Here is a 12,933-nt window from a genome sequence, read left to right on the forward strand (position 1 = left end):
GCTTAACGAATTGATGAGCGTAAGTGTATTATTTAACGGCATCGAAAGTAAGGGCAAAGAGAGAATTGGTTAGTAAATGGTTTAGCAACAAACGGCGAGATCAAACTCAACATCACGGCTACTTGCTTGCCCAGATTGAAAGTCAATAAACTTAATCGCAAATCGATTTTTATGGCCGGATATCATCGGGTAGACACCATAATCAAGAGGGATCGATAAGCGTAAGATATTAGCGTCTTCAGCATCACTTTGGTAAAAGCCAGAGCTTGCTAAGCGAGTTTTAAAATGCCCTGTTTCACGCGTTAGCCTGAGCCAAAGTTGCAGCGCCTTAGATAACGGTCGCAATGTCTCCATCCATTGGTGCGCGTCCTGTGTTTTCTTTTCCAATGGAATATGTAGCCAGTAGTGTAGAGCTGGTAAGTCAAAACAGCATGAACAACCGGGTAAGTTGAAGCGCTGACGGATGGTGCTTAGGAAACGCTCCTCTTTTAAAGATTGGCCAAAACGTTCTGCAGCCATCAAATTTCGATGAACGTCATCAACATCTTCTAGCAGTGATAGCAGCATGGCTTGATCAACGCCATCGACATTCAACCAACTTCGATAAGCCAGACGCTGCTTTTCGATATCTTTAGCGAGTTCACTCTTTAGTTGGATCTGCTCAAATATTTCCAGAAGATCAAACAAAGAACGAAAGAACAATTGGTGTTGAATACCATCACGAAATTGAGCCGAATGCATGAGCTGATTAAGCAGTGCTTCGACTCTTAAATAGATACGAGTTTTTTCGTTGAGTGGATGTTCAAACTTATGCGTGGTCATCTAGCTAGCCTTACGTTCGGTCTTAGTTATTCTCACCGATTTTGCCCACAGATGGCTAGATACTTTTGATGCAATTCTGTGATTTGCGGCAAAAGTTTCTGGTTTTCTGCGCTATTTTTAACCACATCGTCAGCTTGTGCGAGTCTTTGCTCACGGCTCGCTTGTGCAGCTAAGATGGCTCGGACTTGTTGTTCTGAGACATTATCTCTTGCCATTGTGCGGGAGATTTGCGTTTCAGTATCGACATCAACCACTAAAATTCGGTTTGCGAGCGATTGCAGGTTGTTTTCTATTAATAAAGGCACCACCAATAATGCGTAAGGTGAGGTTGTGCTCGATAGCTGTTCAAGCATTTTTTCGCGGATCATTGGGTGGAGTAAATTGTTGAGCCAGGCTTTTTGCGTTTCATCTGCGAAGATTTTAGATCTTAGAGTCGCGCGATCCAACTGACCATTAGCGTGCAAAATCTCATGACCAAAATGCTCTTCAATCGCTTTTAAACCCTTAGATCCAACTTCAACCACTTGTCTTGCTATGAGGTCTGCATCAACAATATCAATCCCAAAATGCTGGTGGAATATATTGGCGACGGTCGTTTTACCACTCGCGATACCACCCGTTAAACCTACTACAAATGTCATTAATTTAACCCCACTACTGAGCCTATATACCACCCCATGATATCGCTACCCCAAATGAGGGTTAGCCAGCCTGCAATTGCAAGGTAAGGGCCAAAAGGGAAAGCTTTGTCGATGCCTTTCTTTTGTAAACGAAGCTGAATGATGCCGAAGACTAAACCAACCAGTGATGACATTAAAATGATCATCGGTAAATATTGCCAGCCAAGCCAAGCGCCTAAAGCGGCAAGTAACTTAAAGTCACCGTAGCCCATTCCCTCTTTACCAGTGGCTAGTTTAAACAACCAGTAAACCGACCATAGGCTTAGGTAGCCAGCCATTGCTCCAATCACTGCATCGTTAAGGCTAACTGGACTAACCTGTAATAAGGATAAGGCCAACCCAGCCCAAAGCAACGGTAAGGTTAGTTGATCGGGTAGTAGCATGGTATCTAGGTCGATAAAAGTGGCGGCAATTAATATGAAGGTGAAAAACAGTAATGCTACGGAAAAATAGCTAAAACCAAAATGGGTAGCAATCAGTAAGCTTAGACTTGCCGTTAGCAGTTCAATGGCTGGGTAACGCACACTGATAGGGCCTTTACAGTGCGAGCATTTGCCTCTCAGAAATAGCCAACTGAACAATGGAATATTGTCGATGACGCGGATCGGAGTGTTGCAATGTGGGCACGTTGAGCGAGGAATACTAAGCGTCAGTTGTCCTTCTGGCGGTGCAATATGGTATTCAGGAAATGAGTCTGCACATTCTTGTTGCCATTCTCGCTCCATCATTTTAGGAAGACGATAAATAACGACGTTGAGAAAGCTACCGACAATCAAGCCAAATAAGCAGGCAAATAGTGGGAATAGCCAAGGGTAATAGTCAAAAACTTCCATACAAGGACTCGAGTAATAAAATAATTCGCGGGGATTATACTATCCCAATACACTCATTAAGTTAAAGATTGGTAAATACATTGCCACAACTAGCCCACCGACGACAGTACCGAGGAAAATAATTATCAGTGGTTCGAGGATTTTACCAAGATTATCAACGGTGTTATCGACTTCAAATTCATAAATAGTCGCCACTTTGTTGAGCATGTCATCGAGTTTACCTGACTCTTCGCCAATCATTACCATTTGCAGCACCATTTCAGGGAAGGCATTGGTATTGCGCATAGCGATGTACATTGGCATACCTGCCGCTGTATCTCGATAAACACCTTGAATCGCTGTTTCGAAATGGATATTACCAGCGGTTTTCGCGGTCGATTTTAAACTGGCCAGAATGGGAATTCCGGCGCTAAAACTGGTTGCCAATGTTCGACAGAATTTAGCGATGGAAGCTTTGCCGATAACAGCACCAAGAATGGGTAGTCTCAAACTTAATTGACTGGTTTTAAGACGAATTGAAAACGATTTTTTGCGCATAGCTTTAACGATACTGATAATAAGTAACACGCTAGCGAAACCCCAAAGGCTGTAGTTTTGCACCCAATGTGAGAGCTGCAAAACTTGCTGAGTAAACCAAGGCAGCTCTGCACCGAAGCCTTTAAACATGACTTCAAATTCAGGGATCACAAGCGTGAGCATTAAATAAGCAACGGCCAAAGCGACAAAGACGACCATTGTCGGGTAAATGAGCGCTTTGATAACTTTGGCATGTAATTGCTCACTTTTTTCTCTGTAGGTGGCTAAACGCTCAAAGACCTCGGCTAGGTTGCCGGATTGTTCACCGCTATAAACTAAATCAACATACAATTGGTCAAAATACGTGCTTGCTGTACTCATTGATTTTGAAATGGGAGTACCGGCCTCAACCCCTTTTGTTACTTGCGCTAGAATCGATTTCATCTCTGCCTTACGATGATTATGTCCAACCAATTTTAATGCCTGAACGATAGGAACCCCGGTGCTGAGCATGGTTGCTAATTGGCGAGTTAACAGGGTAATGTCTTTAGCTTTAACACGATGAGTGAGGCGAGCAATGAGAGATATACGGCCTTTTTTTATTCTCCTGATCTGAATGTGCTGATCGTGTAGTTTGCCGTGTACTTCTAACTCATCCAAAGCCAGTATTTGCCCGTAAACTTTTTTACCTGAGCTATTTATCCCTTTCCAGCGGTAATGCTTAAGCTTTGTTGTTGATGTTTTCATTATTTGGGCTCAATCAGTGAGTTATCGTTGAGTTAGAAATAAAGAACACGTTGTAACTCTTTAACGCTGGTTACTCCAAGTTTCAGTTTTTCGATGCCTGATTCTTGGAGGGTTTGCATACCATTGGCTTTAGCGAGTTGTTCTATTTGTAATATGCTGGCCTTGTGCATGATAGCCTGTGTTAATTGAGGGGTGAATTCCATCATTTCGTAGATGCCCACTCTTCCTGCATAGCCATTGGTACACTCATTACAACCATGAGGGTTGGCCTCATAAATAACGTCTTGATCAGAAAGATTAAATTTCCGCAGCAAGCTGGGCGTTGTATTAGTTGCTCTTTTGCAATGTGGGCAAAGTCGTCTTGCTAGCCTCTGAGCAACAATAAGACTCAATGAGGACGCTAGGTTAAACGCCTCAATTCCCATGCTACTTAAGCGGATCACGGTTTCAGCGGCGGAGTTAGTGTGTAAGGTTGAAAGGACTAAGTGGCCAGTTTGCGCTGCTTTGACCGCAATTTCAGCCGTTTCTGTATCTCGAATTTCACCGACCATTACAATGTCGGGGTCTTGGCGTAAAAATGAACGTAATGCTTGTGCAAACCCAAAGCCAATCTTTGGCTGTACCTGAACCTGGTTAATGCCTGATAGGTTGATCTCGACAGGATCTTCCGCGGTGGAGATATTGACATCGGTAGTATTGAGCAGGCGTAACCCAGCATAAAGTGAAACGGTTTTTCCGCTGCCAGTAGGGCCTGTCATTAAGATCATTCCTTGCGGCCTTTTTAGTGCCTGTAAGTAGAGTTGTTTTTGCTTATCGTTGTAACCTAGTTTGCCTATATCGAGGTGGGAGGCACTGCTATCGAGTAAGCGTAATACGATTTTTTCACCCCATAAGGTAGGTAGTGTTGAAACACGCATATCAATGGCTGTGTCTTGGTTTAAACGCAATTTTATCCGTCCATCTTGTGGAAGGCGCCGCTCGGCAATATCAAGTTTAGAGAGGATTTTTATCCGCGCAGCAAGGCGGCGACCTAAATGACTGGCTGGCTGTTGGGTTTCGACTAACATACCGTCACAACGTAAGCGCACTCGGTAGAGCGTTTCGTAGGGTTCAAAGTGAATATCGGATGCGCCTTTACGTATCGCATCTAATAAAATTTGATTGATGAAACGGCTAACGGGGGAATTATCTTGGCTAAGATCTTCTACCGACTGAATTTCATCGTCAGCGAGTTGAACTAAATTTGCCAGTTGATCTTGGTTGATCTCTCTTTCCGTGCTTGATGATTCTTGCATTGCTCGCCCATACAGGCGACGAATTGCGGCTTGTAAAGTTTTATAGTCAGCCAACACCAATTCAATTTTCAAACCCGTTGCGAAGCGAAAATCATCTTCTACTTGCAAATGGGTTGGGTCGGAAACTGCAATGGTCAGGGTTTGGCCTTTTCTTAAAATTGGTAGTGCTTGGTAGCGGGTGATGAGTTCTCGTAAGCCCAATTGTTGACACAATGTATAGTAGTCATAACCAGTTAGGTCAGTGTCGGGCAAACCGAAAATAGAGCTTAAATGTTCGGTTAAATCGTAATGATGAAATAAACCTAAAGTGAGAAGAGCCTCTAGCACACTATCACCAGAAGCTTCAATATGTTCTATAACCGTTTGCTCTTGCGCAAGGCTAATAAGATTTGCTTGCCGAAGAATTACAGGGAGATTGGTGAGCATATTTTTTACTAGAACGTGCCTGCCACACAGCTCTTTAATGTTTGTGCTGTATCGTGTTGGCAGCTCCAACCTGATGAGCCTTTGGTAAAGCGAACAATTTTATTTTGCATCGTCGATTGGCTACCAAACTTAAACTGAATTGCAGAAGATACGCCGGAGGGAAATTCAAGTGTACCAAGAGTATTCATGGCACTTGATGCGCCAATATTGGTCAAATTTGAAGGAAAAACTCCGGTTTCTTGAGCTTCTATATCAATATTGGTTAGTAATGCGCTTAGAGTACTTAAAGCGACTGTGGCTTCAGATTTTTTGACATGATTTTTATACGCAGGCACCGCTATCGTAGACAGCACACCAATAATGGCCACTACAATCATCAATTCAATTAAGGTAAATCCGTTTTGTTTTCTGTTGCTATTGGTGTTCATTGCCTTCTCCAGTTGAATACATTCCAATGACTGAGCATAAGAATCTTGTTGAGTAGAAGGAATGCGTAAAATAGGGCTGCGCGAGTGATTTAGAGTTTTTATTTATCGTATTGCATACAGAACATGAAAAAATACGACTCAGTTAAAAACGAAGCTTTTTTGATATGAGTGTCATTAAAAAGGAAGCTGATTTAGCTTCCTTAGTCAAAAAATGTAGTGAGTCGATGTGGATTGATCTATTTGAAACGCATGGATAAATCCATCGCCTTTAAGTGCTTGGTTAAAGCGCCCACTGAAATGTAATCAACACCGGTTTGTGCGTATTCACGAATGGTCTCAAGCGTTACATTGCCAGAGTTTTCAAGTGCCGCACGACCAGCATTAATTTTTACTGCTTCACGCATCATATCGGTGCTGAAGTTATCTAGCATGATAATATCGGCGCCAGCTTCAATCGCTTCGACTAACTCTTCCAAGCTTTCGGTTTCAACTTCTACCGGTTTTCCTGGGTTTAGCTTTTTCGCCTCACCGATCGCCTGTGTGATGCCACCGCAAGCAATAATGTGATTTTCTTTAATGAGGTAGGCATCGAATACCCCAATACGATGGTTAAAACCACCACCACACGCGACGGCATATTTCAGTGCGCTGCGTAAGCCAGGAATGGTTTTACGGGTATCAAGCAAGCGGCAATCAGTACCTGCAAGCTGTTTGGCGTATTGCGCAGTTGTTGTGGCGCAGCCAGACAAGGTTTGAATAAAGTTCATCGCATTACGTTCACCGGTTAATAGCGCGCGAGCTGGGCCGGAAAGGGTACATAATGTTTGATTAGGCTCTACGCTGTCACCGTCTTGTACATGCCAGTCAATGGTGACTTCACCACCGAGCTGTTTAAAGACTTCATCTGCCCATGCTTGTCCACAAAATACACCCTGTTCACGAGTGATAATGGTGGCAACGTTGTGAGCGTCTGCTGGAATTAGACTTGCGGTGATATCAGATGTGGCATCAAGAGTACCACCAAGATCTTCTTTAAGTGTCTCGGCCACGGCACGAGTAATTTCAAGAGGAAGCTGTTGTTTTAGATAATCAAGGCGTTGTTGGCTATTGTGTGTATTTTTCATCGCAAATCTAATATTGTGTTGAACAGAAGTAGGAATGATACGCTGACTCAACAGCAAATTCAGCCATTAATCGCTAATTTCTAATAGCGATACGGAAAATCATCACTATACCCAATAGAGAGCCTTTGAATATGGCGTATAACTTAACTATCCCAAGTAGCGAAGCCACGCAAAACACAGCGATTGTTGACGGTTGGTACCAACATGCCCGCCGTGTTGTCTCGCCTTTTTTTGATGAGCGTAGTGATGAGGACGATATTTCATTGCTGGTGCTGCATAACATCAGTTTACCGCCCGGAAAGTTTGGTGGCCCCTATATTGAGCAGTTTTTTACTGGTCGATTGGATCCCAATGCCCATCCTTTTTTTAAGACGATTCATACTATGGGTGTTTCGGCGCATTGTCTGATTTGTCGAAATGGCCAGGTGATACAATTTGTGCCATTTAATGCCAGAGCTTGGCATGCTGGGCAATCAAGCTTTGCTGGCAGAGCAAAATGCAATGACTACTCGATAGGTATTGAATTGGAAGGGAGCGATTTCGTTGCCTACACTCAGGCACAGTATCAAGCGCTTACGGATTTAAGCAAGGCGTTAATGATGCATTATCCGAAGATCACCACTGAGCGTATTACCGGGCACCAGTATATTGCACCGCTGCGCAAAACCGACCCCGGTTTAGTCTTTGACTGGCGTCGATTTAGGGCGCAGATCAAGCAAGATTAAATCTTGTCGTGGAACTCAACTAAAATTTGCTCAACCCAGGTTTGAATGCGTTCGTCACTGAACTCGTATTGCGAATCTTCATCCAACGCTAAACCGACAAAATGGGCTCCATCTTCAGTCAGTGCTTTCGATGCTTCAAATTGGTAGCCTTGGTTTGGCCAATAGCCAATAAATTGGGCACCAACTTGTTTTAGCTCATCATGTAGCATCCCCATCGCATCGAGGTACCATTCGCCATAACCTTCTTGATCGCCTAAGCCGAACAATGCGACGTACTTGCCGTTTAGTGACACGCCATCGATTTGATCCCATATTGCGCTCCAATCTTCTTGGATTTCGCCAAAGTCCCAGGTTGAAATACCGAGTATTAAAAGATCATAGTCGCTCATCAAAGAAAGTGGTGTCTCTTTCACATTGTGAATGTCGACTAAATCTTCACCGATGATGGCGCGGATCTTTTCTGCTGCCATTTCGGTATAACAAGTGGTTGAGCCATAAAACAGACCGATCTTCATAATTTTTTGTTCGTTTAAAGTCAGAATGGTGAATTCTAACCATAAATTGACGCGCTTTGCAGCGATTATCCTGCTAACCCTGTTTTTTTATGGTATTAAACTCGTGGCTCACTTAACCTGAGCAAGGTTATTTTTACTACTGAGGTTTGATGTGGCTGAGCATTTTTCTCCTGACCAAGGAATTGTCGAACAATTTTTAGATGCGATGTGGATGGAACGCGGTTTATCAGAAAATACGCTCTCTTCGTATCGTAATGATCTGACGAAACTATTGCAGTGGATGCAGCACGATAACTATCGCCTCGATTTTATTAGTTTGTCTGGGTTACAACAGTATCAAGCGTGGCTTGCTGACCAAGACTACAAACAAACTTCACGGGCGCGTATGCTCTCAGCGATTCGTCGTTTGTTTCAATATCTGCACCGAGAGAAAATTCGCGCCGATGATCCGAGTGCTTTGTTGGTCAGCCCTAAGCTGCCGCAACGTTTACCAAAAGATCTGTCAGAGCAGCAGGTGGATGCGCTGCTTAATGCGCCAGATACCAACAATCCGCTCGAATTGCGCGACAGAGCCATGCTTGAACTATTGTATGCCACCGGGCTGCGTGTCACTGAATTAGTGTCACTCACCATGGAAAACATCAGTTTGCGCCAAGGTGTCGTGCGAGTGATTGGTAAAGGCGGAAAAGAGCGTTTGGTTCCAATGGGAGAAAATGCGGTGGATTGGATTGAAACTTTTCTCCACCAAGGGCGGTCTGCATTACTAGGGGAGCAGACATCCGATATCGTTTTTCCGAGCAAACGCGCACGGCAGATGACTCGCCAAACATTTTGGCATCGGATTAAACACTATGCAGTGATCGCGGAAATTGACGTTGAAAAACTCTCGCCGCACGTATTAAGGCACGCTTTTGCCACTCATTTGCTCAATTACGGAGCAGATCTACGGGTTGTGCAAATGCTGCTTGGACATAGTGACTTATCAACCACGCAAATTTATACTCACGTCGCCACAGAGCGACTCAAACAATTGCATAGCGAGCACCATCCAAGGGCTTGAATAAAGGTGAACTTACATGAGCGTATTACGCCAATTGACTCTACTTACATTGCCATTTTTCGTTGCAGCGTGTAACGCTGAAGAAACCACAACAGCCCCACAAACGGCACAAATCAAGCAAGTTCAATCTATTGATAAAGGCGTTTTTGAACAACGTTTTTCAAAACTAGGTTTGCAAGTGGTTGATGTTAAAGCCTCTGATGTCGAAGGTTTAGTTGAAGTGCAAACTTCGGGCGGCATTTTATTTGCTTCGCCTGATGGCCGTCATTTTATTGCAGGAACATTGTATCAATTAGATGAAAATGGTGGTTATGTCGATGTATTGGCAAAGCGTCAAGCACCACTGAACGCGGCTAAAATTGAAACTTTCAAAGACAGCATGATCGAGTACAAAGCGGCAGATGAAAAATACATTGTGACAGTATTTACTGACATTACTTGTGGCTACTGCACACGTCTGCACAGCCAAATGGCAGGCTATAACGAGCTTGGTATTACTGTGCGCTACATGGCTTTCCCTCGCCAAGGCGCGACTGGTCAAGTTGCCGAACAAATGGCCGTCATTTGGAGTGCCGATGATAAAGCGGCTGCGATGAATGAAGCGAAAACGAATCGTGGCGCGCCTCAAGCCGGTGAAAATATCGATCAGGCGAAGCAGACGATCGCGCAGCATTATCAGCTTGGACGTGAATTGGGTATCAGCGGTACACCAGCGATATTCTTACCGAATGGTGAAATGGTCGGAGGCTATTTGCCGCCAGCTCAACTATTGCAACGCCTTCAACAGCTTTAATAACTTAGGAGTCAGGCTTGAGTTTACTCAAGCCTGCTGATTTATGATTGAGATAAAACGCAGACCTGAACCAGACCTTTCACAACTTCCCGATACTCTCCCTTCCTTGCTGAAACGCATTTATATCAGTCGCGGTATTACCAGTGTCGAGCAACTGGATAAAGCTGCCAAAGCCTTACATTCTTACCAGAAATTAGGGGGCATTGAAGAAGCGGTTAAATTGCTGTTTAACGCAATTCAGCAACAACAGCGCATTATTGTCGTTGGGGATTTCGACGCTGATGGGGCAACCAGTTCGGCGCTTTCGGTTTTAGCACTGCGCATGCTTGGTAGTCATAATGTGGATTACCTAGTACCTAACCGTTTTGAAGATGGATATGGCTTAAGCCCTGAAGTGGTTGATCAAGCGATTGAGTTGGGCGCGCAGGTGATCATGACCGTGGATAATGGTGTGTCATCAATCGAAGGTGTGCGCTATGCCAAACAACAAGGGTTAACCGTATTAGTGACGGATCATCACTTGCCTGGGCATGTCTTGCCGGAAGTCGATGCAATGGTTAACCCCAACTTACAAAGCTGTGCATTTCCATCGAAAGCTTTGGCGGGGGTTGGTGTTGCGTTTTATTTGATGATGGCATTGTGTGTTCACATGCGTAAATCGGGCTGGTTTAGTGAGCAAGGAATGGCAGAGCCGAAATTGATGGAGTTGATCGATCTCGTCGCTCTTGGCACCGTTGCTGACGTGGTACCGCTTGATGAAAATAACCGTATTCTCGTGCATCAAGGTTTACAGCGTATTCGTGCTGGGCACGCGAGGCCGGGGATCCAAGCTTTGATTGAAGTAGCCAAGCGTGATGCGCGACGTTTGGTTGCCTCTGACTTTGGTTTTGCATTAGGCCCAAGGATCAACGCTGCTGGTCGTTTGGATGATATGTCTTTCGGTGTCGAGTTATTGATGAGTAATAACATTCACGCGGCACGCCGGATGGCGAATGAGCTTGATGGCTTAAATCAAACCCGCAAAGAAATCGAAGAAGGCATGAAACAAGAAGCGTTGGCTTTTTGTGAACGCTTACAGCTTGGCGAAAATACACAATTACCTCATGGGTTAGTACTGTTTCAACGAGATTGGCACCAAGGTGTGATTGGTATTTTGGCTTCGCGCATCAAAGATAAATATCACCGACCTGTGATTGCGTTTGCGGATGGTGGCGATGGAAATATCAAGGGTTCATGTCGCTCTGTGGTCGGCTTACACATGCGCGATGCTTTGGATCGGATTGACACGCAACACCCCGGTTTAATTGCCAAATTTGGTGGTCACGCAATGGCGGCAGGTTTAACCATTGCTGAAAAAGATTTTGAACGCTTTGCGAGTTTGTTTGATCAGGTGGTGCGAGAAGAGTTAGATGAGGCGGCATTAAAAGGTGTGATTTTGTCTGACGGTGAATTAAAGCCTGAAGAATTCTCTATGCATACCGCTGAAATGCTGCGTGCTGGTGGGCCGTGGGGACAAGCGTTTCCTGAACCGCTCTTTGATGGCGAATTTAAACTCTTGCATCAAAAGTTGGTCGGAGAAAAGCATTTAAAATTAATGCTTGAACCGTTATTCAAAGGTCATCCGACCAATATTATGATCGATGGTATTGCGTTCAATGTTGATTTAAGACGTTGGCCAGATGCATCTGTGAAAACCGTTCAGCTTGCTTATAAGCTCGATATCAATGAATTTCGTGGTAATCAATCGCTGCAATTGATGATTGATCATCTAGAAGCGAAGTAATGTCGACTACTGATGCCGCGTCACAGTGGTATCAGTAGTGATTGATTATATTCAGCTTTTTTATTCTCTTTATACTGCCTTTCCCAAGCTTTTTGCTTTTGAGCAACGATCTGTAGTGAATCAACGACCCTCAACCTAATTTATTTATCGTGTGATTGGGTATAGTAGCCCGTTCATTCCCCATCTGTATTGATTATGTAATTGGTCTGACCATTATCTTTTCTGTTTTAACTTATTAATGTTATCAGTGTGTTTAAACGTGACCCGTTCTATGATTTAGGTCAAGTTTTGGCTGGACATCTGCGTTTTAATTATGTTAATTTCTGCACCAACTTGAAATTGGTATTACCAATTGACTGCAAAGAGTAGAAGAATAATAAATTATGGCTTATCAAAGGATTCGTCAGCCAAAACTCTCCGATGTTATCGAACAGGAGTTGGAAAGGTTGATAGTGGAAGGAACACTCTCTCCGGGGCAACAATTGCCACCAGAGCGAGAACTGGCAAAACAGTTCGAAGTGTCGCGTCCCTCTATCCGAGAAGCTATTCAACGTTTAGAAGCCAAGCGCCTATTAACTCGGCGTCAAGGTGGTGGAACGTTTGTTAGCGAGAATATCTGGAAAAGTTTTTCTGATCCTCTGCTAAATTTATTGTCTAGCCACTCTGAAACTCAGCTCGATTTACTTGAATCGCGACACGCGATGGAGGGTATTTCTGCCTATTTTGCAGCCTTGCGTGGTACTGAGGAAGATTTTGCTCGAATTCAATCCTGCTTAGCTAGAATTGGTGAGCAACAAGCAAAGAAAGAGATTGAAGCAGAAGCGTCCGCGGTGGTTGAGTTTTTAGTCGCTCTCACTGAAGCTGCACACAATGTGGTGCTTTTGCATATTGTCCGTAGCCTTGCTCCATTGCTTGAGCAAAATGTTCTACAGAATTTAAAGCTATTACACCGCCGCCATGAAGTGGTGGAGAAAGTAAGTAAACACCGAGCTAATATCGTGGATGCGATTGTTTCTGGTCAGCCGGAAAAGGCGCGTGAAATGTCACATTCTCACTTAGCTTATATCGAAGAAACATTGTTGGATTTGACCAAAGAAGAGTCTCGCCGTGAGCGTTCTTTACGTCGAATTCAACAAGGTAATGAGTCGTAAATTAGCGACTAATTGCTTGTTTATAGATCCAACCA

13 protein-coding genes are annotated in these 12,933 nt (G+C 44.0%); 5 read left to right on the forward strand and 8 right to left on the reverse strand.

Annotated elements, in window-relative coordinates; genetic code table 11:
- Positions 1 to 81: 81 nt before the first annotated feature.
- The 7 genes from zapD to nadC all read right to left on the reverse strand — a co-directional run bounded on the left by zapD (position 82) and on the right by nadC (position 6,871).
- Positions 82 to 822: a cell division protein ZapD gene (gene zapD, locus EYW48_RS03080; protein ID WP_277431848.1), complete on the reverse strand. Its 741-nt coding sequence runs from the start codon at positions 820 to 822 to the stop codon at positions 82 to 84.
- Positions 823 to 854: 32 nt separating this feature from the next.
- Positions 855 to 1,463 carry a dephospho-CoA kinase gene (gene coaE, locus EYW48_RS03085; protein WP_053311337.1) on the reverse strand — a complete coding sequence of 203 codons (609 nt, stop codon included), beginning with the start codon at positions 1,461 to 1,463 and terminating at the stop codon, positions 855 to 857.
- The gene (locus tag EYW48_RS03090; protein ID WP_261915821.1) at positions 1,463 to 2,335 is read right to left on the reverse strand and encodes an A24 family peptidase; all 873 of its coding nucleotides are present in this window, start codon (positions 2,333 to 2,335) and stop codon (positions 1,463 to 1,465) included. Before EYW48_RS03090 ends, coaE begins: the two co-directional genes overlap by 1 nt.
- Before the next feature lie 39 nt (positions 2,336 to 2,374).
- Entirely contained in the window at positions 2,375 to 3,598 is a 1,224-nt protein-coding gene (locus tag EYW48_RS03095) for a type II secretion system F family protein (RefSeq protein WP_277431849.1), read from the reverse strand.
- Positions 3,599 to 3,630: 32 nt separating this feature from the next.
- Complete coding sequence (pilB, locus tag EYW48_RS03100) at positions 3,631 to 5,319, reverse strand: type IV-A pilus assembly ATPase PilB (RefSeq protein WP_176245377.1); 1,689 nt, start codon at positions 5,317 to 5,319, stop codon at positions 3,631 to 3,633.
- An 8-nt stretch (positions 5,320 to 5,327) separates the two neighbouring features.
- On the reverse strand, positions 5,328 to 5,747 hold the full coding sequence (locus tag EYW48_RS03105) for a prepilin-type N-terminal cleavage/methylation domain-containing protein (RefSeq protein ID WP_261918111.1): 420 nt from the start codon (positions 5,745 to 5,747) through the stop codon (positions 5,328 to 5,330).
- Between the two features lie 236 nt (positions 5,748 to 5,983).
- On the reverse strand, positions 5,984 to 6,871 hold the full coding sequence (gene nadC / locus EYW48_RS03110) for a carboxylating nicotinate-nucleotide diphosphorylase (protein ID WP_053311332.1): 888 nt from the start codon (positions 6,869 to 6,871) through the stop codon (positions 5,984 to 5,986).
- Positions 6,872 to 7,002: 131 nt separating this feature from the next.
- Between nadC and ampD the strand changes: the two genes are divergently transcribed.
- Positions 7,003 to 7,596, forward strand: a complete 594-nt coding sequence (gene ampD, locus EYW48_RS03115) for a 1,6-anhydro-N-acetylmuramyl-L-alanine amidase AmpD (protein ID WP_168523308.1) — start codon at positions 7,003 to 7,005, stop codon at positions 7,594 to 7,596.
- Here the strand turns inward: ampD and fldB are convergent.
- Positions 7,593 to 8,111 (reverse strand): flavodoxin FldB, encoded by a 519-nt coding sequence (gene fldB / locus EYW48_RS03120; protein WP_261926994.1) that lies wholly within the window; start codon positions 8,109 to 8,111, stop codon positions 7,593 to 7,595. The two genes, ampD and fldB, sit on opposite strands and share 4 nt — an antisense overlap.
- Positions 8,112 to 8,262: 151 nt before the next feature.
- Between fldB and xerD the strand changes: the two genes are divergently transcribed.
- The 4 genes from xerD to pdhR all read left to right on the forward strand — a co-directional run bounded on the left by xerD (position 8,263) and on the right by pdhR (position 12,898).
- Positions 8,263 to 9,171, forward strand: coding sequence for a site-specific tyrosine recombinase XerD (gene xerD, locus EYW48_RS03125; RefSeq protein WP_053311329.1), 909 nt, complete (start codon positions 8,263 to 8,265; stop codon positions 9,169 to 9,171).
- 16 nt (positions 9,172 to 9,187) lie between these two features.
- Positions 9,188 to 9,964: a bifunctional protein-disulfide isomerase/oxidoreductase DsbC gene (gene dsbC / locus EYW48_RS03130; protein ID WP_053311328.1), complete on the forward strand. Its 777-nt coding sequence runs from the start codon at positions 9,188 to 9,190 to the stop codon at positions 9,962 to 9,964.
- 43 nt (positions 9,965 to 10,007) lie between these two features.
- Positions 10,008 to 11,747: a single-stranded-DNA-specific exonuclease RecJ gene (gene recJ, locus EYW48_RS03135; RefSeq protein WP_274693821.1), complete on the forward strand. Its 1,740-nt coding sequence runs from the start codon at positions 10,008 to 10,010 to the stop codon at positions 11,745 to 11,747.
- 383 nt (positions 11,748 to 12,130) lie between these two features.
- Positions 12,131 to 12,898 (forward strand): pyruvate dehydrogenase complex transcriptional repressor PdhR, encoded by a 768-nt coding sequence (gene pdhR / locus EYW48_RS03140; protein WP_053311326.1) that lies wholly within the window; start codon positions 12,131 to 12,133, stop codon positions 12,896 to 12,898.
- The last annotated feature ends 35 nt before the right edge of the window (positions 12,899 to 12,933 follow it).

This window comes from Vibrio sp. 1180_3 (assembly GCF_029478545.1).
GTDB classification, from domain to species: domain Bacteria; phylum Pseudomonadota; class Gammaproteobacteria; order Enterobacterales; family Vibrionaceae; genus Vibrio; species Vibrio aestuarianus.